Annotated in this window: 18 protein-coding genes and 1 pseudogene; 6 read left to right on the plus strand and 13 right to left on the minus strand. The window is 68.2% G+C overall.

Annotated elements, in window-relative coordinates; all coding sequences use genetic code 11:
• Nucleotides 1-206: 206 nt before the first annotated feature.
• From WAS25_RS02880 to mtgA, 4 genes are all read right to left on the minus strand, one after another.
• On the minus strand, nucleotides 207-467 hold the full coding sequence (locus tag WAS25_RS02880) for a hypothetical protein (protein WP_422310003.1): 261 nt from the start codon (nucleotides 465-467) through the stop codon (nucleotides 207-209).
• Between the two features lie 245 nt (nucleotides 468-712).
• On the minus strand, nucleotides 713-886 hold the full coding sequence (locus tag WAS25_RS02885) for a hypothetical protein (RefSeq protein ID WP_422310004.1): 174 nt from the start codon (nucleotides 884-886) through the stop codon (nucleotides 713-715).
• 151 nt (nucleotides 887-1,037) lie between these two features.
• Nucleotides 1,038-2,024 carry a malate dehydrogenase gene (locus WAS25_RS02890; RefSeq protein WP_422310005.1) on the minus strand — a complete coding sequence of 329 codons (987 nt, stop codon included), beginning with the start codon at nucleotides 2,022-2,024 and terminating at the stop codon, nucleotides 1,038-1,040.
• A gap of 110 nt (nucleotides 2,025-2,134) precedes the next feature.
• Nucleotides 2,135-2,854, minus strand: coding sequence for a monofunctional biosynthetic peptidoglycan transglycosylase (gene mtgA / locus WAS25_RS02895; protein WP_422310006.1), 720 nt, complete (start codon nucleotides 2,852-2,854; stop codon nucleotides 2,135-2,137).
• Between the two features lie 112 nt (nucleotides 2,855-2,966).
• On the opposite strand from mtgA, the gene WAS25_RS02900 reads away from it, so the two are divergent.
• The 3 genes from WAS25_RS02900 to WAS25_RS02910 all read left to right on the plus strand — a co-directional run bounded on the left by WAS25_RS02900 (nucleotide 2,967) and on the right by WAS25_RS02910 (nucleotide 6,528).
• Nucleotides 2,967-3,341 carry a PilZ domain-containing protein gene (locus WAS25_RS02900; protein ID WP_422310007.1) on the plus strand — a complete coding sequence of 125 codons (375 nt, stop codon included), beginning with the start codon at nucleotides 2,967-2,969 and terminating at the stop codon, nucleotides 3,339-3,341.
• 40 nt (nucleotides 3,342-3,381) lie between these two features.
• Nucleotides 3,382-5,316, plus strand: a complete 1,935-nt coding sequence (locus tag WAS25_RS02905; RefSeq protein ID WP_422310008.1) for a HEAT repeat domain-containing protein — start codon at nucleotides 3,382-3,384, stop codon at nucleotides 5,314-5,316.
• 63 nt (nucleotides 5,317-5,379) lie between these two features.
• Entirely contained in the window at nucleotides 5,380-6,528 is a 1,149-nt protein-coding gene (locus WAS25_RS02910) for a hypothetical protein (protein WP_422310009.1), read from the plus strand.
• Nucleotides 6,529-6,553: 25 nt separating this feature from the next.
• Here WAS25_RS02910 and WAS25_RS02915 read toward each other — a convergent pair whose 3' ends face one another.
• Together WAS25_RS02915 and WAS25_RS02920 are read right to left on the minus strand one after the other, a co-directional pair.
• Nucleotides 6,554-8,203, minus strand: coding sequence for a hypothetical protein (locus WAS25_RS02915; protein WP_422310010.1), 1,650 nt, complete (start codon nucleotides 8,201-8,203; stop codon nucleotides 6,554-6,556).
• Nucleotides 8,204-8,347: 144 nt separating this feature from the next.
• Nucleotides 8,348-11,566: a S41 family peptidase gene (locus WAS25_RS02920; RefSeq protein WP_422310011.1), complete on the minus strand. Its 3,219-nt coding sequence runs from the start codon at nucleotides 11,564-11,566 to the stop codon at nucleotides 8,348-8,350.
• A gap of 276 nt (nucleotides 11,567-11,842) precedes the next feature.
• Here WAS25_RS02920 and ilvA point away from each other — a divergent pair, with 276 nt between their 5' ends.
• A complete protein-coding gene (gene ilvA, locus WAS25_RS02925; protein ID WP_422310012.1) occupies nucleotides 11,843-13,384 on the plus strand; it encodes a threonine ammonia-lyase, biosynthetic in 1,542 nt (513 codons plus the stop codon).
• Here the strand turns inward: ilvA and WAS25_RS02930 are convergent.
• From WAS25_RS02930 to WAS25_RS02940, 3 genes are read right to left on the minus strand one after another with little or no spacing between them, the layout of a single operon-like run.
• Entirely contained in the window at nucleotides 13,381-14,088 is a 708-nt protein-coding gene (locus tag WAS25_RS02930) for a 16S rRNA (uracil(1498)-N(3))-methyltransferase (protein WP_422310029.1), read from the minus strand. The two genes, ilvA and WAS25_RS02930, sit on opposite strands and share 4 nt — an antisense overlap.
• Nucleotides 14,085-14,609, minus strand: coding sequence for a GNAT family N-acetyltransferase (locus WAS25_RS02935; RefSeq protein ID WP_422310013.1), 525 nt, complete (start codon nucleotides 14,607-14,609; stop codon nucleotides 14,085-14,087). Before WAS25_RS02935 ends, WAS25_RS02930 begins: the two co-directional genes overlap by 4 nt.
• Before the next feature lie 3 nt (nucleotides 14,610-14,612).
• The gene (locus WAS25_RS02940; protein ID WP_422310014.1) at nucleotides 14,613-14,993 is read right to left on the minus strand and encodes a TfoX/Sxy family protein; all 381 of its coding nucleotides are present in this window, start codon (nucleotides 14,991-14,993) and stop codon (nucleotides 14,613-14,615) included.
• 52 nt (nucleotides 14,994-15,045) lie between these two features.
• Between WAS25_RS02940 and WAS25_RS02945 the strand changes: the two genes are divergently transcribed.
• Nucleotides 15,046-15,948: a phosphate acyltransferase gene (locus tag WAS25_RS02945; protein WP_422310015.1), complete on the plus strand. Its 903-nt coding sequence runs from the start codon at nucleotides 15,046-15,048 to the stop codon at nucleotides 15,946-15,948.
• On the opposite strand, the gene WAS25_RS02950 is transcribed toward WAS25_RS02945, so the two are convergent.
• From WAS25_RS02950 to WAS25_RS02965, 4 genes and pseudogenes are all read right to left on the minus strand, one after another.
• Nucleotides 15,949-16,773 carry a hypothetical protein gene (locus WAS25_RS02950; RefSeq protein WP_422310016.1) on the minus strand — a complete coding sequence of 275 codons (825 nt, stop codon included), beginning with the start codon at nucleotides 16,771-16,773 and terminating at the stop codon, nucleotides 15,949-15,951.
• Nucleotides 16,774-16,871: 98 nt separating this feature from the next.
• On the minus strand, nucleotides 16,872-18,014 hold the full coding sequence (gene buk / locus WAS25_RS02955; RefSeq protein ID WP_422310030.1) for a butyrate kinase: 1,143 nt from the start codon (nucleotides 18,012-18,014) through the stop codon (nucleotides 16,872-16,874).
• Nucleotides 18,015-18,050: 36 nt separating this feature from the next.
• Nucleotides 18,051-19,079, minus strand: a pseudogene (locus WAS25_RS02960) (phosphate acyltransferase); the annotation flags it as partial.
• A gap of 77 nt (nucleotides 19,080-19,156) precedes the next feature.
• Nucleotides 19,157-19,780, minus strand: a complete 624-nt coding sequence (locus WAS25_RS02965) for a hypothetical protein (RefSeq protein ID WP_422310017.1) — start codon at nucleotides 19,778-19,780, stop codon at nucleotides 19,157-19,159.
• A gap of 225 nt (nucleotides 19,781-20,005) precedes the next feature.
• Between WAS25_RS02965 and WAS25_RS02970 the strand changes: the two genes are divergently transcribed.
• Nucleotides 20,006-22,042 (plus strand): SPFH domain-containing protein, encoded by a 2,037-nt coding sequence (locus WAS25_RS02970; protein WP_422310018.1) that lies wholly within the window; start codon nucleotides 20,006-20,008, stop codon nucleotides 22,040-22,042.
• The last annotated feature ends 76 nt before the right edge of the window (nucleotides 22,043-22,118 follow it).

The following is a 22,118-nucleotide window of genomic DNA, read 5'->3' on the forward strand; positions in this document are numbered from 1 at the left end:
GCGAGGGTGCCCGGGGTCGGCGCGGCCGCCGGGGCGGCTCCGGGCTTCGCCTCGGCCGCTGGAGTGGGAGCAGCCGCAGGCGGCACCTCCTTGGGGCCGCAGCCCTGGAGGCCCAGGACCCAGCCAGTCAGGAGGCAGAATCCCGCCGTTCGGACGCGGTGGCTGACATGGATGCGCATGGGGATCTCTCCAATAGAAGGGGACGCCTAGTGCCTGTCGTGGCCCTTGTGCTCGCCTCGCTCCCGGTCCTGATGCTTCTCCTTGCCCTTGTGCTTCCCGTGGTCGCGGTGTTTCTCACGCTTCGGTCTGCGTTCAGCTCGGCGGCCCTCCTTGGGGGCCGTGCGGGACGGCTCGGGCTTCTTGGACAGGCCCAGGGGATCAGGCAGGTTCAGGGGATTGGGGAGCTGGGCCATCAGCAGCGAACCGCCAAACAGCATGGCCATGAGGGTGCGGGTGAAGCGGGTCATGGGTCCTCCATCGGCGGGGTTGGCTGGACGCGGGATCCCCGCCACGATGAACCCTGATCCTACTCCCTAAAATGGGCACGACCTTGGGGCACCGCCTTGAAGGCATGCCCCAGGTCCGATCTCGGGAATCATCGGGGTTGCGAAGCCGCGATGTCCCTGCCGATACGCCCGGGATGGGGCTTCGGTAGGCCCGGGGGCTTGGCCGGACGCCTTGTCCAGGTGAATGGCCCTTCGATTAAAGCCATCTAGCTGAAGCGGGTGGGATCGTCCCAGCTTTCCAGGCGCGCCTGGACCTGCTGCTTCTCGCGCTCACGGTGCTTCCGAGCGGCGAGGAAGTCCTCATCCTCAAGCAGGGTTGGATCCGGGAGCGGATGGCCGTCCAGGACCTGCACCGGCGCGGCGCGCCGTTCAACCCCCACGATCCTGCTCCACATCTGACGCCGTTCCACGGGACTCAACAAGGTCCACCTCCGGCTGGTGACCCAGCATAGGTCTCCGGGGGAGGTCCGGCCACCCCCAAAAAAAACACAGGGGGTTCCCCCCCTGTGTCGATCTGGCAGATGGAACGGGCTAGATGAGCCCGAGCTGCTTCACGGCCTCACGCTCCTCGTCGAGCTCCTTGGCGGTGGCGTCCATCTTGGCGCGGCTGAAGGCGTTGATCTCCAGGCCCTTGACGATCTCCACCTGGCCGTTCTTCACGGTGACGGGGAAGCCATAGACCAGGCCCTCGGGCACGCCGTAGCTGCCGTCGGAGGCGAAGGCCATGCTGGTCCACTCGCCCTCGGGGGTGCCCAGGGCCCAGCTCTTCATGTGGTCGATGGCGGCGTTGGCGGCGCTGGCGGCGCTGCTGAGGCCGCGGGCCTCGATGATGGCCGCGCCGCGCTTGGCGACCGTGGGGATGTAGCTCGTTTCGTACCAGGCGTGGTCATTGACCAGGTCGTAGGCGTTCTTGCCATCCACGGTGGCGTGGTAGAGGTCGGGGAACTGCGTGACGCTGTGGTTGCCCCAGATGGTCATGTTCTTGATGGCGGTGACGGGCTTGCCGGTCTTCTCGGCGAGCTGCGAGATGGCGCGGTTGTGGTCCAGGCGCACCATGGCGTGGAACTGGGTGGCCTTGAGCTTGGGGGCGTTGGAGAGCGCGATGAAGGCGTTGGTATTGGCGGGGTTGCCCACCACCAGCACCTTCACATTGCGGCTGGCCACTTCGCTGAGGGCGTGGCCCTGGGGCTTGAAGATGCCACCGTTGGCGTTCAGCAGGTCGGCGCGCTCCATGCCCGCCTTGCGCGGCAGGGCGCCCACCAGCAGGGCGTAGTCGGCATCCTTGAAGGCCACCATCGGATCATCCGAGGTCACCACGCCGGCCAGCAGCGGGAAGGCGCAGTCGTTGAGCTCCATGACGACGCCGTTCAGCGCCTTCAGGGCCGGAGTGATCTCCAGCAGCTGGAGGATCACGGGCTGGTCATTGCCAAGCATCGCACCGCTGGCGATGCGGAAGAGCAGGCTGTATCCGATCTGACCGGCAGCGCCGGTGACGGCCACGCGAACGGGGGTCTTCATACTCGATCCTCCTGGGAGATTTGGCCCATTCTATACCTCGCGCCAGCTCTGGAAACCAGCAGGTCGGTAATCGTGACCAAGGTCCCTCCGGCACCCCGGTGGAGACTCGCTCAGGCCTCCAGGTCCTTCACCACCTGATCGCCACCCAACTGGCGCATCTGGTTGAGGATCCAGCCCTGCCGTCCGCGGATGTACTCGCTGGGGGCATTCGCCTTGAACTTGCGCGGGTTGGGCAGCACCGCAGCCAGGAGCGCCGCCTCCGAGGGCGTCAGCCGCTTGGCGGGCTTGCCGAAGTAGGTGCGCGCAGCGGCCTCGGCCCCATACACGCCATCGCCGAACTCTACGATGTTCAGGTAGACCTCCAGGATCCGCTTCTTGGACCACCCGGCCTCAATGAGCAGGGTGAACCAGGCTTCCAGTCCCTTGCGTGTCCAGGAGCGGCTGCTCCAGAGGAAGAGGTTCTTCGCCGTCTGCTGGGACACCGTGGAGGCGCCCCGCTTGCGGCGGCTGTGCTCGTTGTGCTGGACGGCCTTCTCGATGGCTTGCCAGTCGAAGCCGAAGTGGTCGGTGAAATTCTGGTCCTCGGCCGCGATCACCGCCACACCCAGGCTGGGGGCGATCTCCTCCAGGGGCACCCAGCGGTGGCGTGACGCATAGGGCTTGCCACTGGACCAGGACTCCACCCGGCGTTGCACCATCAGCCCGGAAGCCGGCACCGGCACGAACCGGAACACCAGCACCAAGATGATGTTCAACGCAAGAAAAAGACCCAGGACCCAGGCCAGTCCCACCAGGATCCGCCGCTTCCATCCCTGCTTCAGCTTCGCCATGCCGCCCCGTCCCATTCCTGCAATTCAGTCTGCCAGCCCCGGGGCCGATAGGTGTGGATCGGGCCTTGTGGAGCCACCTCTCCGCAGGCTTGGGGCTTGGAGATCCACCGGCATGACCACGGAGCAGGACAAGCGGAGGTACCCCCGGCTGAGCACCACCAGCGGGGACTACGGCGTGCGGTTCCGCACCAAGGGCACCGACATCCTCGACGGCCACCTGGCCAACCTCAGCGCCGGCGGGTGCGGCCTGGAAGTGCCACTCCAGGAATCGGCCCATCTCGAAGTGGGGGACGCCATCGAGTTCCTGGTGCTCGACCATCCCGACCTGCCCTTCGTGCCCCTGACCGCCACCATCCTGCGGATGCTGGGCAAGGTGGCCGGGAAGACCACGGGCTACGTCCTCATCGGGGTCGAGTTCCAGGACATCACGCCCTTCGTCCGGGAACTCATCGCCGACCATGTGGCTGCCGAACTGGAGCGGGGATGAGCATGTCGGACGGTAGAAGCCCCCATGGGAAGACCAGGCCATGAGGCAGAACCCCTTCGAGATGTTCCTGGACCGCCTGGACCCCACCTGGCGAGGGGACCAGCTGGCCTTTTTCCGCACCCTGGCCGATGTGGGGCGCGGGGCCGTGCCCGAGCTTGCCGAGCGCGTCCTCAAGGCCTCCTGCCCGGCGGCGATGCGGCAGCTCGTGCTCGAGGCCAGCTTCTACCACCCCTGGCCCGAGTGGATACCCGTCACCAGTCGCCTGCTACGGCACGAGAAGGATCTTGGCGTCTTCGAATCCGGCGCCCGGGCCCTGGGTCGGATGGGCACGCCCGAAGCCCTGGAGGCGCTGCGGGAGCTGGCCCCGACCCGGGCCACCCAGCCCTTTCGAGACATCCTCGACCTCGTGCTCCGCGAGTCTGATCCCGCCGAGGCCTTCCATCACCACTTCGCGCGCCTGCTCCAGGGCAGCGCCCAGCCCGCCGATGCCAACGAGGGCGCCCACCAGCTGGCGAAGCTGCTCACTCCGGAGGCCCTGGAACCCATCCGAACCCTGGCGAGCCACCCGGACCTGCTGGTCTATCGCCACGCCCTCCGGCTGCTCGGACAGATCCAGTCACCAGAGGCCGCGGACTGCCTGCTTGAGTTGCTGGAGGAGGCCCACCAGGACGCCATGGCTGATCGGGAGGTGCGCAGCCAGCTCACGGCGTTCCGCGCCATGTCGCGCCCGGACGTGCAGGTCCGCCTGGTCCAGTTGCTGGTCCAGCGCTGGGAGCCAAAGGATCCCGTGGTTGCCGTCGATCTGGGCTCCGACCAGCCCGAGCGGGTGCAGAGTGCCGTCCGGACGATCCGGGACGGGGAACCTGGGCTCTTCGACAGCTTCCTGCTGGACACCCTGGTGGCCTCCCAGGAGGAGAAGCCTGCCCATCTTGCCCGTCATCTGGGCCAGGCAGGTGAGCAGGCCGCCCAGCGCGCCCGGCGCCTGGAGTTCGCCCTGGACGCCACGGCACAAGGACTGGCGGAGCTCGCCGACCAAGGCTTCATCGACCCTCAACGATTGCTGAACCCCCTGGCCGAGTGCCTCCGCCGCAACACCGGCCGCACCGGGGTCGCCTCGGCGCTGGCCCGCCTCGTGCCGGTGACGTCGGAGGAACTCCTCGACCTGCTCGTCCAGGAGGCGGACGGCGCCCTGCGGATGGCGGCCCTGGAGGTGCTCGGCGAACGGCGGGATCCGGCACTCCGGGCCACGCTCCTGAAGCTGCGGCGGGATCCCATCTCGGACCTGGCCCAGCGGGCTCTCTGGCACTTGGGGCAGCTGCCGGATCCCGAAGGGTTGGCCCTGGAACGCCTGGGTCTTGCCGATCCCGAAGAGATCCAGGTGGGGCTGCGCTTCATCGCCATGCACCAGCTCGACGCCCTGGTGCCGCAACTGCTGGAGCTGGTGGCCTCCGAACCCCAGGAGGCGATCCTCCTCGCCACCCTGGAGACCCTCGGCGCCTTGGGTTCCGCCCAGGCCGTGGACCCGCTCCTGAACCTGCTCCACTCCGGCCAGAACGCCCGTGTTCAGGTGGCCCTGGCCCAGGCATTGCGAGACCTCGGCGATCCCGCCTGCGCCATCGCCCTCTGCGCCAAGGCTGCAGAACTGGCCTCGCCGGAGCTCCACACGCTGGCCGTGGAGTCCCTGGCCCGGGCCCACGCCACGGCCCACCAGCCTCTGCCCCTGGCCCAGACCCACGCCCTGGATGTGGCGGTCCGAGCGGCCTGGAACACCCGGCAACCCTCCTGGCCGCTGCGCCGCCGGATCGGGGATGCCCTGGTCGCCCTGCACCTGGAGCACGGGAGTTCCTGGGTCGATTTCGCCAATCTCATCCAGGAGACCCTGCACGAGAAGCGGCCCTCTGGAACCGTGCCCACCGAGGACCTCGCCCACCTGCAGACCGCCGCCCGGGCCCTGACCCAGAAGGCGCAGGGCTGAGCCGACCGCCTCCCGGCTCGACAGGCCGCGGCGGTCGCGGCATTCTCCCGGTGGGAGGACTGCATGAGCGAGCGGTTGAGCGGCACGGAACTGGTGGCCCTGGTGCAGCGGGTGTTCCAGCCCCAACCAGGTGAGCGAGCCATGGCCATCCTCGTCGACCTACCAGACGGCCGCGTGCCGGACGAGCCGACCTGGGCCGAGCGCCGCGCCATCGCCGCCGATTGGATGGCTGAGCTCCAGGCCCACCGCTCTGCGTTGGGCCTGGAGGCGCACCTGGTGATCTATCCCAACGTCCACACCAACAACGGGGAGCTGCCGGAGCGGGCCTGGCTCCACGCGGGCGGCCCCCTGCCCGCTGCCGAGTCGCTGGATCCGGCAGCCTCCATCAGCTTCGCCGACCTCTACGCGACGCATCCCATCCTCATCGCCATCACCAAGTTCTCGGCCACGGCGCCGTTGAAGCTTGCCGCGAAGAAGCACCCCATCCGGGCCGCCACCATGCCGGGATTTCGCGCCGACATGATCCCGGCCCTCCGGCTGGACTACACCGAGGTGAACCGCCGCGTGAATCTGCTGAAGGACCTGCTGGATATCGCCGAGGGCGCAGACTTCCGCTTCGGCACTCCGGCGGGGCCCTGCGACCTGCACGTGGACCTGCGCCATCGCACGGGCCACGCCTCGGGTGGCCTCCTGCCCAAGCCCGGCGTAGCCGGCAACCTGCCCTCCGGCGAAGCCTACATCGTGCCCTACGAAGGTGAGCTCGAAGGTGATCCCAGCCGAACGGAAGGCATCATGCCCGTGCAGTTCGGTGCGGAGCTCGTGCGCTACCGCATCCTGGCGAACAAAGCGCTGGAGGTCATCAGCGAAGGTCCGAAGTCGCGCGAGGAGGCCGCCCTGCTCGCGAAGGAGCCCGCCTACGGCAACCTGGCCGAGCTGGGCCTGGGGGTGCTGGCGGCCTTCGGCGTGAAGCCCATCGGCGAGATCCTCCTGGATGAGAAGCTGGGCCTGCATCTGGCTTTCGGCCGCAGCGATCACTTTGGTGGACAGGTCGGGCCCGCCCAGTTCTCAGGCCCCGATGCAGTCATCCACATCGACCGGGTCTACGTCCCCGAAACCCAGCCCGACGTGCAGGTACTGGCCGTGGATCTGACCATGGCCGATGGCAGCGTCGTGGCGTTGATGCGGAATGGGGAATACGCGGTGGGGTTCTGATTGGCCCTGCGGGCCATGCCCCGCCTCAGGATCCGCCCTTGACGCAGGCGCAGGAGGTCCCGGCCGTCACATCCGCCCGGGCCTGGGCCTTCTTCAGCTGGACAGCTGCCTTGGCCGCCGCGGCCTTGCGGCCCTGGGCCTCCAGCGCCTGATGGAGTCCCAACAGGGACCAGTAGTTGCCAGGGTAGGCCTTGAGATCCGCGCGATAGACCGCCTCGGCCTCTCTGGCGCGCCTCGCCGAGAGCAGTACGGCGCCGAGGGCGTGGCGGGCCGGGATGACGCAGGCGGGGGGTTCGTCGTACTTCAGGGCGTCCTCGAGGGTCACGGCCTTCTGGAGCAGGCCCACGGCCTCATCCACCTTCCCCTGCCGGTAGGCGATCTCGCCGGCCAGGTAGGCCTGCGCCACCAGGAGCACCGGGGCCGCACCATTGGAGCCCCACACGAAGGCTTCCGGCACCTTGGTCCGGGCCTCCTCGAAGGCGGCCTGTTCCTTGAGGGCCGCCTCCACCTGCCCCGTGGCGGCGAATGCCGTGCCCCGCAGCGCGTGCCAGTAGGCGGTGGAGAGGGGCAGGCGCGGATCGGGCGCCGGTTCCTTGAGCAGGTCCTCCCAGTGGCCAAAGCGCTTCAGGGCTTCCCAGTGGCGGGTCTGGAAGGCATCGGCGTAGAAGGCGTTCTGCACCACCCAGTCTATGGGGAAGGCGGTGACCACGGCCTTGGTCTGGGCCAGGGACACCTCCTGGCGCCCCTCCATGAGCGCGGTGTAGGCCAGGAAATCCGCGTTGTGGACCATGTAAACACCGTAGAAGCCGATCTCCGGCTGCCGCGCCTTGTAGCGGGCATCCGCCGCCATGGCCCGCTCGTTGGCGAGGGCGGCCCCCTTCCAGTCGCCGATGCGGGCGTAGGTATGGCCGGGCATGTGCACCAAGTGCCCCGCGTCAGGCACCAACAGGCGCAGGCGATCCGCCGCCGCCTTGCCCCGCTCGGGATGCGGAGAGCCCTCGTAGGCGTGGATGGTGAGGTGCAGGGCCAGCGGATGGTTCGGTGCCAGCTTCAGGCTGCGCTTCAGGGCCGCGAGGGCCTCCCGGGTGCCGGGCTGGGGCTGGCCGCTGCGGGTCCACTGGTCCCAGGGCCGCACGTCCATGAGGGACTCCGCATACAGCGCGGCGACATCGGCATCTTTGGGATGCATGGCGGCCAGCTCGCCCATGGCCTTGGCGTAGCCCTCATCCAGCGCCTTGCGGTCCTTGGGATTGGGCATGGCATAGCGGTGCTCCAGGGCTGAGATGAGGCCCTGCTCCACGGGCGCGGCCTTGGCCGCTCGGGCCTTGGCCTCGGCCAGGGCCTCCCAGGCCTGCTTGGCGTGACCATCATCCAGCTCCGGGTTGTTGATATGCGGACCGTTCACTAGGGCGATACCCCACCAGGCCATGGCGAGGCCGGGATCCAGGCGGGCGGCTTCTTGGAAGGCACGCACCGCTTCGTCGTGGTTGAAGGCGTAGGCCCAGACGAGTCCCTGGTCGAAGGCTTTCTGGGCCCCGGGGACCCGGGTGGAGACCTTGCGGTGGTGGGTTCCGAGGTTGAAGGGCTGCCACGACGTTGCCTGTGGCACCCCATCAGGGGAGCCTGCGCTCAGCACCAGGCTGGAAGTCAAGAGAAGCGTGCGGAGCAGAAGCATGGTCCACCTGGCTGGCGAGGGGTTGGGAAGGCGCGAGACCGCCCTTGTTATCGCTGACCCAGGTGGATATTTCCATTGAAAGTTTTTTTGAGACTATTTGGTTTAAAACGACATCGTTATGCCCAGCAGGCAGGCCCAGTCCGCCTAGCGTTTTGGGTAGGCCGGCACCGGCGGGAAGGCCGGGGTCGGGTTCTCCTTGAGCTGCCTGAGCAGGGTCGCGATGCCCACTTCGATTTGCGGGTCGCGGCCCTGCAGGAGGCTCGAGGGATCGTTCTCCACGGTGAGGTCGGGGTCGGCGCCATGGTTCTCCACCCACCACTTGCCCTCGCGACCGTAGAAGCCGTTGTTGCTCTGTTCCACGGTGCCGCCGTCCAGGGTGAACTGGGTGTTGATGATGCCCACCAGGCCGCCCCAGCTGGGCACACCCACGATGGTGCCCAGGTTGCGGGCCTTGACGTGCATGAGGAAGGCCTCGCCATCGCTGCCGTTCTGCTCGTTGGTGAGGAAGACGTAGCGGCCGTCCGAGGCGGTGTTGGGGTAGCGGAAGGGCTCGACGCCGCGCATGACGTTGAAGCCCACCTGCTTGCGCTCCAGCTTGTCGATCATGAAGTATTCCGTCCAGCCGCCGCCGTTGCCGCGCACGTCGATGACGATGCCCTTCTTGTAGCGGAAGGCGCGCCAGTACTTGTCGAACTGGCCGATGTTCTGGTCGCCCATGGCCGTGATGTGCATGTAGCCCAGCTGCCCGTTGGAGGCCTTGTCCACGGCGGCGATGTTGCCCGCGATCCAGCGGTGGTAGCGCAGGTCCCAGTCGTTCGGCACGGGCTCGACCTCAACGGTGCGGGCGCCCTCCAGGGTGGGCTTGGCGTTCACGGTGAGCGTCACCTTCTGGCCCTTGATGACCTGCAGCCGGGCCTGGATGGCCTCCGGGGCGCGCAAGGGCTTCCCGTCGATGGCGAGCAGGTATTCGCCCTCCTTCACCTTGGGCGCGGGATCCGCCAGGGGGGCCTTGAGGTCCCGGGCATAGGGCGTGGGGCCGTACACCTTGGCGAACCTGTAGACGCCGTTCTCCGCGGTGAAATCGGCGCCCAGCAGGCCGGGAAAGACCGGGTTCGGCAGGGGCCGGCCCGGACCCTGGTCGCCGCCGCCCACATAGGTGTGGCTCGCGCTCAGCTCGCCCACCATCTGGCTCAGGAGCCAGTTCAGCTCCTGGCGGGAATTCAGTTCCGGCACGAGGGTGCGGAACTTGGCACCGATGGCGTTCCAGTCGTTGCCGTTCATGTCCTTGTCGTAGAAGAAGTCCCGGTACCAGCGCCAGGTGTCTTCGAAGATCTGCTTCCACTCCGCGCGGGGATCCACGGTCATGGTCAGGCGCTCCAGGTCCAGCTTCTCGGGCAGTACCTTGGTGGTGAACACGGTGGCCGCCTCCCCAGAGTGGAAGTTCGGTCCCTTGCGGATGAAGAGCCGCTTGCCCTCGGCATCGAAGGCCCAGTCGCTCACGGGCTCTGTCAGGACGACCTCCTTGTCCTTCTTGGCAGAGGGGTCGTAGAGGTGCAGCTTCCACTTCTCCGCGCCGCGGGGCCCGTAGAGCTCCTCCACCACGCTGTCGTCCCAGCCTTCGACCTCGTCCCAGCCCACCAGGCCTCGACCCGCCTTGAGGTGGAACAGGTTGCCGGGCTTCACGGGCAGCGGCGCGATGCGCTCCGCCAGACCGGCCACATCAATGCGGAAGGTGTTGCTGGTGGACAGCGAGGATGCCGCCTTCTCCTCGCCGGCCTTCAGCTTCACCGCCATGACCTGCACCGGGGCGGACTGGATGTGGTTGTCCTGGCTGGGGTCGAGGCGGGTGTGGAAGTTGCTGTAGCTGAGGAAGTAGAGGGTGCTGCCATCGAGGTCGAAGCGGGGGTTCAGGCAGTCGAAGAAGCCGTCCGTCAGCGTGACCTTCTGCTTCGTGACGAGGTTGTAGAGGTAAATGCGGCTGTTGCGGTTGGGCTCCACGAAGCTGTAGGTGATCCACTGCGAGTCGGGTGCCCAAGCGTAGTCGCTCACCTCCCAAGTGAACTGGTCGTTCTTCAGCTCACGGGACTCGTCCACCTTGGTGAGCTTCTTCGTGGCGACGTCCATGACGTAGAGGGCGAAGCTCTTGTCGCCGAACAGGACCTTGGTGCCGTCGGGGCTCCACTCCAGGTGGTAGAGGGCGGTCTTCAGGCCCGTGGGGATGCGCTCCGCGGCGCCGTCCACGGGCTGCACATACAGGTCGTAGTCGCCGCTGGCATCGCTGAAGTACGCCACGCGCTTGCCGTCCGGCGACAGGCGGGGCATGCGCTCCCGCACCCCCGGGGTCTTCGTGAGGTTCTGGGCGGGCCTGGTCGCATCCGTGGGCAGGAGGAACACCTCGCCTCGGGCCTCGAACACGGCCTGGCCGGCCGTGAGGCTCATGGCCTGGATCCAGTCCTTGGGGTTCACGGGCCGCGGTGCGGCTTTCCAGCCGTCGCTGCTGGTGGTGACCGGCACGGGCCGCAGGGTCTTGCTGGCCAGGTCCAGGGCCTGCAGGTGGCCGCCCTGCACGAAGACCACAGTACGGCCATCGGTGCTGGGCTGCTGGGCGTCGAAGTCCTTGAGGTCGGTCAGGGGCTCCACGGCCTTGCTGGCGGGATCCACCGCGTAGAGGTTCGTGATGCCGCTGGCGCCGCGATCAGAGGTGAAGATCACCTTGGCGCCGGCCCAGATGGGGGCGCCGTTCCGGCCCACGAAATCCGTGAGCTTCTCGAAGCGCCCGGTCTTCAGGTCGGCCAGCCAAAGGTCCGGGTGATCGCCGCCCTTGTAGCGCTTCCAGTAGTACTCGGCCCGACCCTTGGCGTTGTAGGCGAAGCGCTGGCCGTCGGGGGCCAGGGTGCCCGAGGTGCCCCGCGGGATCGGCAGGGCCTCGGCCTGATGGCCTTCGAGGTCCACCGTGAAGAAGCGCTCCACAGGACGGCGGTCGAAGTCCGCCACGGCCTTGAAGAGCACCTTCTTGCCATCGGGCGTCCAGCCTTGCACGGTGGCGCCGCCGCCCCAGGTGAGGCGCTTCGGGGCGCCGCCCTCCGCGGGCATGACATACACCTCGTTGCCGCCGTAGTACTGGCCGGTGAAGGCGATCCACTTGCCATCGGGGCTGAAGCGGGCGGCGGTCTCCACGCCGGGATGCGTGCTGAGCCGGCGGGCCGGACCACCCTTGAGGGAGCCGAGCCAAAGGTCGTCCTCCCAGGTGAACACCACGCGGTCGCCGTTCACATCCGGTGAGCTGATGAAGCGGGGCGCACGGTCCTGGGCCACGAGACCACAGGCGAGGACGAGCAGCAGGGAGGCGCGAAAGCTCAGCATCAAAGACTCCGAGTACGGGTCCATCAATATACATCGCTTAACGAGGAATCAATCCGCCGGCTCACCCCACCTTCCGCCCCAGCCTTGTGCAACTCCGGGCCCGGTGCTAGCTTGGCTGTTCCAAACAGCCGCCATGACACCTTCCGCCCGCCTCAGCATTCACGCCATCGCGATCATTCGGTCGCGCGAGGGGGCGTAGGCCGGAGCTCATTCCGATTCCAAGCCACCCCCCGCACCGTCAGGTCGGGGGGTTTTGCTTTACCCCTGGAGCCCACCTTGAACGCAGACCCGATCCAGCCTCCTTCCCGAGATCTCCTCGAACGCATCCTCACGGCCCTCGTCTACGACGTGGCCATCGAGTCGCCCCTGGAGGCCGCGCCGAAGCTGTCCGGCCGCGTGGGCAGCCCGGTGTGGCTGAAGCGGGAGGACCTGCAGCCGGTCTTCTCCTTCAAGCTGCGGGGGGCCTACAACAAGATGGCCCACCTCACGCCGGCGGCGCGGGCGCGGGGCGTCATCGCTGCCTCGGCGGGCAACCACGCCCAGGGCGTCGCCCTGGCGGCGCGGAAGCTCGACTGCCAGGCGGTGATCGTCATGCCCGTCACCACGCCCGGCATCAAGGTGGATGCGGTGCGCACGCTGGGTGCGCAGGTGGTCCTGCACGGCGACTCCTTCGAAGAGGCCTATGCCCACTCACAGGCCCTGGCGCTCTCCGAGGGCAGGGTCTACATCCACCCCTACGACGATCTCGACGTGATCGCCGGCCAGGGCACCATCGGCCTGGAGCTGCTGCGCCAGATGCCCCGGGGCATGCAGGCGGTCTTCGTGCCCGTTGGCGGCGGCGGCCTCATCGCGGGCATCGCCGCCTACCTCAAGCGCCTGCAGCCGGGCATCCGCATCATCGGCGTGGAGCCCGTGGACGCCGACGCCATGAGTCAGTCCCTGGCGGCGGGGCATCGCCTGCGCCTGGACCGGGTGGGGCTCTTCGCCGACGGCGTGGCCGTCAGCCAGGTGGGCGAGCTCACCTTCGACCTCTGCCGCCAGTTCGTGGACGAGGTGGTGCTGGTGAACACGGACGAGATCTGCGCCGCCATCAAGGATGTGTTCGAGGAGACGCGCTCCGTGCTGGAACCCGCCGGGGCCCTGGCCGTGGCGGGACTGAAGGCCTGGACCGCCCGACAGGGGCCCGGCGCCGAGACCGGCAACCTGGTGGCCATCCTCTCGGGGGCCAACGCCAACTTCGACCGCCTGCGCTTCGTGGCGGAGCGGGCCGAGCTGGGTGAGCGGCGGGAGGCGATCCTCGCCGTGACAATCCCCGAGCGGCCCGGCAGCTTCAAGGCTTTCTGCGAGCTCATCGGCCACCGCTCCATCACCGAGTTCAATTACCGTCTCGCGGACCCTCAGCAGGCCCACATCTTCGTGGGCCTGCAGATGGCGGACCGCTCCGAGCTGGAGCCCCTGCTGGCCCGCCTGCGGGCCGAGGGACTGGAAGCCCAGGACCTCAGTGACAACGAGATGGCCAAGCTCCACGTGCGGCACCTGGTGGGCGGCCGGGCGCCCGCGGCGACGGACGAGCGCATCTACCGCTTCGAGTTCCCGGAGCGCCCCGGCGCCCTGCTCCGCTTCCTGGAGCGCATGAGCCGCGGCTGGAACATCTCGCTGTTCCACTATCGCAACCACGGCGCCGACTACGGCCGGGTGCTGGCGGGCATCCAGGTGCCGCCCGAAGACCAGGAAGCCTTCCAGGCCTACCTCGACGGCCTGGGCTACCGCTTCGTGGACGAGGGTGACAACCCGGCCTACCGCCTGTTCCTGGCCTAGAACAACCTTCCCACCAGCGCCGCCAGGGCCGTCTCGGTGCGGAGGATGCGCGGCCCCAGATCCAGGGGCTGCAGGCCCGCGTTCAGCAGGCTCTGCACCTCGGCGTCGATCCAGCCGCCTTCGGGGCCGATGGCCAGGGTGATGGGGGCAGCCAGGGCCTTGGGGGGGGTCCCGCCGGCGCCCGGGTGGGCCAGCAGGCCCGTGCCGCCCGCCAGGAGGGCCGGCAGCTCATCCTCCACGAAGGGCCGGAAGAGCCGCGCCAGGCGCAGGTCAGGCAGGACCGTATCCTTGGTCTGCTCCAGGCCCAGGAGCAGCTGCTCGCGTAGGCTCTCGGGCTGCATCTTTGGGCTGGCCCAGTAGGCCTTCTCCACCTTCCAGGCGTTGAGCAGCACGAGGCGGGCCACGCCCAGGCTGGCGGCGGCGGCCACGACGCGGTTGAGCACCTTCGGTCGCGGCACGGCGAGGACCAGGGTCAGCGGCAGCTTCGGGGGCGGTGTCTGATCCAGCGTCAAGGCCAGCTCCAGCACGCCGTCCTCCAGCCGAAGCACCCTGCCCCGGCCCATGGCGCCACCGAGGAGGCCCAGGGCCAGGTCATCGCCGACCTTGGCCCGGTGCACCTCACGCACATGCTCGAGCCGCCGTCCAGTCAGGCGGGCAAGGCCCGGCTCGACCAGGTCCTCGGGGAGCAGCAGCACCAGGTTCAGACGAGGTCCTTGACCAGGATCAGGTCGCGGTCCACCTGCTGGCCGATCTGGAACACGTGGTCGCCTGCCTCCCGGAAGCCCTGGCGGGCGTAGAAGGCCAGGGCCCGGTCGTTGTGCTCCCAGACCCCCAGCCAGAGCACATCGGCGCCCCAGGCGCGGGCCTGCTCCACCGAGGCCTCCATGAGCGCGGCGCCGAAGCCCCCACCGTGGGCCTCGCGCAGCACGTAGATGCGCTGCAGCTCAACGGGACGGCTGCCGGTGACGCAGGGCTCCCGGTGGCCCAGGCGTAGCTGGGCGAAGCCGACGGGCCGGCCCCCGGCTTCCAGCACCAGAGCCGGACGGGCGGGATCGGCCAGTTCCGTGCGCTGGATCGCGTCGCCGTAGGCCTCCGCCAGGAAGTTCGCCAAGTCCTGGGAGGAGCAGAGGGTCTCGAAGGTCTCCCGGAAGGTCTGCGCACCCAGTGCCGCCAGGATCGGCGCATCGTCCAGCGTGGCGGGTCGGATGGTGAAGTCGGAGACCATCGGCTACCTCTCCTTGCCGGGCTTGGGTTTGTTGTTGGACTTGGACTTCGGCTTAGCCTTCATGGCCACGGCGATGGCCTTGGCCATCCACTGGGCCAGCGCCTCCGGGTCCTCCAGCACCTCCTCCGGCAGCTCGTAATACTGCATTGGCTTGTCCGGATCCCCGAAGGGCAGGAAGGGGCCCTTGCCCGCGGCCACGAAGTCCGGTCGGTTGCTGTCGTCCACCTTGAAATAGATCACGCCGTCGTCGGCCAGGGCGAAGGCGCGACCCTCCGCGAAGAAGGTCAGACCGCCGAACATTGGGCGGGTGGTGATTGGACGGATCTGCCCCAGTTGTTCGAGGAGGTATGTGCGGAAGCTCACTGAGACGGCCATGGCGACCATGCTACCTTCCCCTGGGCTCGCCGGTGCAACCGGCCTTTTGACAGGAACTGCCATGCGGATCAACACGCTCGACGAGCTGCTCCTGGCCGTGAAGGATCGCCCCCGCAAGCGCCTGGTGGTGGCCTGGGCCAACGATGCCCACACCCTGGAGGCCGTCAATGCCGCCGTGGAGGCGGGCCTGGTGGAGGCCTTCCTGGTGGGGGACGAGCCGGTCATGGCCAAGGGCTGCCAGGAGCTGGGCATCCCGCGGGAGCGCTTCCGCATGACCCATGCCGCCACGGACCGCGATGCGGCGGCGAAAGCAGTGGCCATGGTGCGCTCGGGCGAGGCCGACCTGCTCATGAAGGGCCTGCTCAGCACGGAACTCTACATGCGGGCCATCCTGAACAAGGAGCAGGGCCTGCTGGATCCCGGCGCCATCCTCAGCCACGTGACGGTCATGGAGCACCCCGGCCACCCCAAGCTCCTCATCGCCGGCGACGTGGCCGTGATCCCCGAGCCGGAGTTCAAGGAGAAGCTGGCCATCCTGGGCTATCTGGTGAGGACCGCCAAGGCCCTGGGGATCGAGACGCCCAAGGTCGCGGTGCTGTCGGCCTCCGAGCAGGTGCAGCCCAAGCTGCGCTCCAGCGCCGAGGCGGCCCTGCTCTCCAAGATGGCGGACCGCGGCCAGATCAAGGGTGCCCTGGTGGACGGCCCCATGGCCCTGGACGGTGCCATCGATCCCGAGTCCGCCCGCATCAAGGGCATGGGCGGCTCCGTGGCCGGAGACGCAGACTGCCTGCTCTTCCCAAACCTCGAGGCGGGCAACACCTTCTACAAGGCCGGCACCAAGCTGGGCGGCGCCGAGATCGCCGCCGTGGTGGCTGGCGCCCGGGTCCCCTGTGTCCTCAGCAGCCGTGGCGACAGCGCCAAGACCAAGCTCAGCTCCATCGCGCTGGCCGCCCTGCTGGCATAGCTACTTCCCCTCGGCCTTCAACTCCGTGAAGGCGAAGGTCATGCGCTCCTTCCGGCCCTGGGTCCAGACTGTGACATCGAGGCTGGCCGGCACGGGCATCCCGTCGAGCACCTGGTTCACGATGAGCACCTTCAGGGTCATGGCGGCCCCGCCGTTCTGGGGGGTGAAGTCGGCATCGTAGCCGGTGAGCACGAAGGCCCCCGCCTGCCGGTCGAAGGTGGGGCGGATGGCGGCATGGAAGGCAGGGGCGATCACCTTCATCTCAGTCACCGTGAAGGTGCGGTCCAGGCGCAGGTCCACGCTGACATCGCCCGTCTCCTTCCAGTTCAGCTGGAAGTGGGTGCCCAGGTCCTCGGCCCTGCAGGGCGAGCCCGCGGGCGGGATGGGGGAGTGGACCATGAAGGGTGCCCAGGTCTGGAAGAACCCGTTGATGGCCTGCTCCACGCCCTGGTTGACCTGGTTCAGACCGCTGGTGGCGCCCTCGTTGGGGGTGTCCACGAAGTTGTGGGTGACCTGGGACTGGCCGTGGGCACCCACCCGCCCCTCGTAGCGGATCTGTTTCAGGAGCTTCACCGCGGCCTCGTAGCCGGTCGGGTTGCTCTTGGCCAGCTCCGCCAGGGTCAGGGGCCAGTCGGGCGTGACGGCAAACCGGTAGCCGCGGAAGCCCTTCTCTGCCAGACCGACATAGGCCCCGCGGGCCTGACTCAGGATGGCCTCGGGCTGGACTTTCGCCTTGGCGGGCGGCGCAGGCTGGGCGACCTCCAGGGCCGGGGCGGCGAGGCAAGCGATACAGGCCAGAAGCAGAGGAGCAAAGCGGCATCGCATCGGGGCGGGCCTCCAGGGTCGCAGGTGCAGGACGGGATCCGATCAGTGTAGGTGCTCTGGGGCCAGACGATTCAGCGGCCGTGCTGAAAGACAGGGCCTCAGGCCGGCGGGTAGTCCTTCGCGGTCTCCCGCCCCGAGAGCACGCGCAGGGCCCCCTTGGCGAGGGCGGCCATCTCGTTCTCGCCGGGGTAGATCTTGACGCCGCAGCCCAGGGCCGCGGTGAGGCGGTCCAACTCGGTGACCAGCTTCGCGGAACGGGCCATGCCGCCGGTCAGCAGGATGGCATCGATAGGCTCGCCTTCGAAGGCGGGCGCCAGGCCCGTGATGGCCTTGGCGATCTGGTAGAGCATGGCCTCGTAGATCAACCGGGCTTCCTCATCCCCGGCCGCCACGCGGCACTCAACCTCCCGCATATCGGCGGTGCCCAGCAGATCGATCATGCCGCCGCGGCCCTTGTTGAGGAGCTTCAGCTCGGCCTTGGTGTACTTGCCGGAGAAGCAGAGGTCGATGAGCTGGCCGGGCGGCAGGCTGCCCGAGCGCTGGGGCGAGAAGGGGCCTTCCCCGTCCAGGCCGTTGTTCACGTCGATGTAGCGGCCCTTGCGGTGAGCGCCCACGGTGATTCCGCCGCCCATGTGGGCCACGATGACGTTGACGCGCTCGTAGAAGGTCTCGTGTTCCTCGGCATAGCGCCGGGCCGTGGCGATCTGGTTGAGGGCGTGGCTGATTACCCGGCGGGGCAGCTCCTTCAGGCCCGTGATCTTCACCTTGGGATCGGCCTCGTCCACCACCACCGGATCCACGATGAAGGCGGGCTTGCCCGTGCCTGCCACCAGCTCGGAGGCGATGAGGGCGCCGAGGTTGCTGGCGTGCTCGCCACGCGTGCCGGCCTTCAGGTCCTCCAGCATGGGGACGCCGACCTTCCAAGTGCCGTGCGGGATGGGGCGCAGCAGGCCGCCTCGCCCCGCCACGGCGTCCAGGTCGCCCTGGCTCAACCCCTTTCCCGCGAGGAAGCGCAGCACGGCGTCCTTGCGGAAGGCGAACTGCTCGGTGATGGGGCGGCCCTCGAAGGGCTTCATCTCCTCGGCGGTGTGCTGGATCTCTTCGGTGCAGCGCTCCTCGTCCCCTTCGAAGACCGAGGTCTTGGTGGAGGTGGAGCCGGGGTTCAGCACCAGCACGCGATGGCGGCGGAAGAAGGTGTCCTTGGGGGTGCGCTTCCACTCGCCGTAGTGGTGCAAGCGCATGACCGAGGCCTTCACGGCCAGGCGGATGTCCTCGGGCGTGCAGTCCATGGGCAGGTCCACGCCCTGGAACCAGAGGCCGAACATCACCGGGAACTTCTTCGCGTCCGGGAAGCGGGTCGAATACAGGTGGTAAAGCAGGTTTCCCATGTCCAGGTTGGGGCAGACGATGACGTTGGGGCCGCCCTCCCAGGGCAGGCCGTCGGCGTGGTAGAGGTCCGCCGAGCGGCGCGACAGCGCCACGCTCACCTTGATCTCGCCGCGGATGTGGATGGTGCCGTAGCGGGCGGCGTGCTTGACGCGCTCCGCCAGGATGCCGGGCACCAGGTCCGCAGCCTGGCGCACCAGCTCCGGCGAAGGCCCTTCGTCGCTGCCGCGGTTGGAGTAGGAGACCATGGCGCAGCGAATCTCGGGCAGCACGTCCTCGGGGATGAGGTCCCGGGCCACGGCGCAGGTGCCGACGGCCACCTCGGCCAGGGTGCGCGGATTCATGGAGGCGTTCACGCCCACGTCGCCGAACACCACGATGTTGTGGGGATAGACATCGTCCGGATGGGAATCCGGCAGCACGAACACGCCGGCCTCGCAGGCCACGCTGCGCTGGGCCAGCAGCTCCACCATGGGCCGGAAGAAGGCCTTCGGCTCGTGGATGGCCCCGCCCACCACCATGTCGGCGTGCCCCAGCTTCACGGCCCAGATCCCGAACAGGCAGGGATCGGCCAGGCTGCGCTGCATCTCCTCCAGGCTCTGGTAGCGGCCGTGGCTGTGGCCCCACTCCACGGCGGCCGCGGCGAAGGCGGCCAGGAGGTCGGGACGAGAGGCCGGATCGACGAAGGCGCTCTCGGACAGGGTGTAGGCGACCCGGTCCTCGCCGAGACGCGCCAGCTCACGGGCCGCCAGGGCCCGCACCTCGGCCTCTGAGGCCAGGAAGACGGGACGGATGAACCGGGCCAGGAAGCAGGCCGCTTCCAGCGTGCGCGGATCCAGGGCCTCGGGAAACACCACCGTGGGGCGGTTCCGGGGCTCCGCCAGCAGGCGGCTGTCGAGGGAGGCTTCGATGTCAAACATGGGACTCCAAGGACCTTGGCCCGCCGAGTCTATCAGGGCCCCGCGGCCGCTTTTCTACCTGATGGTCATATGTGACCTCAGCGGTCTGCGATGGCCACGGATTCGACCCAGACCACCTCGCAGGAACCGTCCCCGGTATCCGTCCGGGTGAGGCTGCTGACCCAGTGCCAGCCGTCCTGCCCATCGGCCCGCACCAGCTGCCCGCGGAGCGTCACCAGCTGCCCCGGCTTCGCGGCCAGCAGCCGCCGTTCCACGACGGAGGTTGCCGGGATCAGGTGCATGTTCGCCGCATGGCTCATGATCTCTGAGGGCGAAATCGACAAGCGCGCTGCGCTCCAGAAGAACCAGCGGTCCCGCTGGCTGACGGTGATGTCCTGGAGGACCCGGGAATCGGACATCGGGCCCCAACCCAGCGCGAAGTCCACCGGCGACAGGTCCGCCGCACGATCGAAGCGGTAGCGCTCGACGCCCAGGACCCGGGCCCGGAGCTCGAAGCGGGCGAGGGATGTGATCCGGTGCGCGCGGAAGGTCCACGGAGCGCCTGGTTCAGCAGCCACTTGCAAGGGTTCCTCCGGCGCGAGTACACCCGCCGGCTGCGTCACGGGACGCCCCTGCCACCACAAGAGGCCCATGCCGAAGGCGGCCACGCCCAGCGTCACCAGCCCCCAGCGCTCCCTCAGCCATTCGCGGAGATCGTCCATGCCGCCAGCATACCTGCCGGAGAATGGTGATGCCCGTCACGGCGCAGGCGGCAGTCCAGCCTATGTTTCGTGCCTTCGTATGGTTCTTTTCCCCCTGGATCCAAGCCGCCCGCTCCTCGCTGAACCAGCTGAGCCGGGGCGCCGGACCACGGAAGAACCCCAGCATCCGGGCGGGACGGCGCCCGGGACCGGTCCCCACACCCAACCCCGTCCCCTGGAGTCCTCATGGACCTCACCTGGCTTTCCGCCAATCCCGGCCTGACCCTGCTTGCCCTGCTCGGAGGCGCCTTCGCGCTGCTCCTCCTCAGCAAGTGGATCCGCTACATTCCCAACAACCGCGTGGGCATCGTCGAGAAGCTCATCAGCGGCAAGGGCTCGGTCAAGACTGGACTCATCGCGCTCAACGGCGAAGCGGGCTTCCAGCCCCAGCTCCTGCGCGGCGGCTGGCACCTGCTCACGCCCTTCCAGTACCGCATCCACAAGATGCCCCTGGTGACCATCCCCCAGGGCAAGATCGGCTACATCTTCGCCCGCGACGGCAAGGACCTGCCCCCCACCCAGACTCTGGCCAGCAACAGCCATGGGGCCGACTTCCAGGACCTGGTGGCCTTCCTGCAGAACGGCGGGCAGAAGGGTCCCCAGCGGCAGATCCTCCGTGAGGGCATCTACGCCATCAACCTGGCCCAGTTCGTGGTGCTCACCGAGGATCAGATCTATTACCTCCCGCTGGACAAGAGCGAGCTGGAGACCTTCCAGAAGATGAGCGCCATCATCGCCGAGCGGGCCGGCTGGCGCCCCGTCATCATCCGCGGCGCAGACGATGCGGTCGGCATCGTGACCGTGCATGACGGCCCGAGCCTCCAGAGCGGCGAGATCATCGCCTCCACCGTGGGCGAGGATCCGCAGAGGGCCTCGACCTACCACAACAACTTCCAGGACGCCGACAAGTTCCTGGTGGCGGGTGGCCAGAGGGGCCGCCAGTACCAGGTGCTGGTGGAAGGCACCTACTACATCAACCGGCTCTTCGCGACGGTGGAGATGATCCCGAAGACCGTGGTGGAAGTGGGCACCGTGGGCGTGGTGGTGAGCTACACCGGCGCCATTGGCGCGGACATCAGCGGCCAGGAGTACCGGCACGGCGAACTGGTCACCAATGGCCAGCGCGGTGTCTGGAGCGATCCCCTGCTGCCGGGCAAGTATGCCTTCAACACCTACGCCGGCAAGGTCCTGATGGTGCCGACTACAAACTTCATCCTGAAGTGGACGAAGGGCGAGGTGGGCAGCCACAAGTTCGACGAGAACCTCTCCGAAGTGAGCCTGATCACCAAGGATGCCTTCGAGCCGAACCTGCCCCTCAGCGTCGTGGTGCACATCGACTACCGCAAGGCACCCCTGGTCATCCAGCGCTTCGGCGACATCAAGAAGCTGGTGGAGCAGACGCTGGACCCCATGGTCAGCGCCTACTTCAAGAACATCGGCCAGACCCGCACCCTCATCCAGCTCATCCAGGACCGCAGTGCCATCCAGGAGCAGAGCGGCGTCCAGATGAAGGAGAAGTTCACCCAGTACAACCTGGAGCTTCAGGAAGTGCTCATCGGCACCCCCACCAGCGGCGCCCCCGGCGGCCAGATCGAACAGATCCTCGTGCAGCTCCGCAGCCGCCAGATCGCGGACGAGCAGGTGGAGACCTACGGCCGCCAGCAGAGCGCCGCGACCAAGGAGCGGGAACTGCGCGAGGCCGAAGCCACTGCCAAGCAGCAGACCACCCTCACGGAATCGGCCATCAGCATCCAGGTGCAGAGCAACCAGGGCAAGGCCGACTACGCCAAGGCCCAGCAGCAGGCGGCGCAAATCCAGACACTGGCTGGCGCCGAGGCCGAGAAGGTGCGCCTCATGGGCGAAGGCGAGGCCAAGCGCATCAAGGTCATGGCCGAGGCCCAGGCCGAACAGGCCGCCCGCGTGGGCATCGCCCAGGCCATGGCCATTGAGGAGCAGGTCCGCGCCTATGGCGGCCCGCAGTTCCAGCTGGTGCAGCAGGTCATGAACCGCTTCGCCGAGGCCATCGAGAAGTCCCAGGTGGACGTCGTCCCCAAGATCCACATGGGCGGCGGTGACAAGGGCGGCGGCAGCCTCATCGAGAGCCTGCTGGGCCTCCTGCTCAGCGAGAAGGCGGGGCAGCTGGCAGGCGTGGTGACTGCCACGGCGCCCAACGCCGAGGCGGAAGCCCTCAAGGCCACGCTGCGGCAGAACCTGACGAAATAGCGCTCAGCACCCCTCGGCCCCCGGGCGGAAACGGAGCAGGCTTCCTTCCTGCCCGTCCCCCCCCGGGGGCTGAGTT

This window comes from Geothrix sp. (assembly GCF_049292215.1).
GTDB lineage: Bacteria > Acidobacteriota > Holophagae > Holophagales > Holophagaceae > Geothrix.

Coding starts and splice junctions, on each gene's coding strand:
- WAS25_RS02880 (WP_422310003.1), bottom strand. CDS start 467: ATGACCCGCTTCACCCGCACCCTCATGGCCATGCTGTTTGGCGGTTCG.
- WAS25_RS02890 (WP_422310005.1), bottom strand. CDS start 2,024: ATGAAGACCCCCGTTCGCGTGGCCGTCACCGGCGCTGCCGGTCAGATC.
- mtgA (WP_422310006.1), bottom strand. CDS start 2,854: ATGGCGAAGCTGAAGCAGGGATGGAAGCGGCGGATCCTGGTGGGACTG.
- WAS25_RS02900 (WP_422310007.1), top strand. CDS start 2,967: ATGACCACGGAGCAGGACAAGCGGAGGTACCCCCGGCTGAGCACCACC.
- WAS25_RS02905 (WP_422310008.1), top strand. CDS start 3,382: ATGAGGCAGAACCCCTTCGAGATGTTCCTGGACCGCCTGGACCCCACC.
- WAS25_RS02910 (WP_422310009.1), top strand. CDS start 5,380: ATGAGCGAGCGGTTGAGCGGCACGGAACTGGTGGCCCTGGTGCAGCGG.
- WAS25_RS02915 (WP_422310010.1), bottom strand. CDS start 8,203: ATGCTTCTGCTCCGCACGCTTCTCTTGACTTCCAGCCTGGTGCTGAGC.
- WAS25_RS02920 (WP_422310011.1), bottom strand. CDS start 11,566: ATGCTGAGCTTTCGCGCCTCCCTGCTGCTCGTCCTCGCCTGTGGTCTC.
- WAS25_RS02935 (WP_422310013.1), bottom strand. CDS start 14,609: ATGGTCTCCGACTTCACCATCCGACCCGCCACGCTGGACGATGCGCCG.
- WAS25_RS02940 (WP_422310014.1), bottom strand. CDS start 14,993: ATGGTCGCCATGGCCGTCTCAGTGAGCTTCCGCACATACCTCCTCGAA.
- WAS25_RS02945 (WP_422310015.1), top strand. CDS start 15,046: ATGCGGATCAACACGCTCGACGAGCTGCTCCTGGCCGTGAAGGATCGC.
- WAS25_RS02950 (WP_422310016.1), bottom strand. CDS start 16,773: ATGCGATGCCGCTTTGCTCCTCTGCTTCTGGCCTGTATCGCTTGCCTC.
- buk (WP_422310030.1), bottom strand. CDS start 18,014: ATGCGCTTGCACCACTACGGCGAGTGGAAGCGCACCCCCAAGGACACC.
- WAS25_RS02965 (WP_422310017.1), bottom strand. CDS start 19,780: ATGGACGATCTCCGCGAATGGCTGAGGGAGCGCTGGGGGCTGGTGACG.
- WAS25_RS02970 (WP_422310018.1), top strand. CDS start 20,006: ATGGACCTCACCTGGCTTTCCGCCAATCCCGGCCTGACCCTGCTTGCC.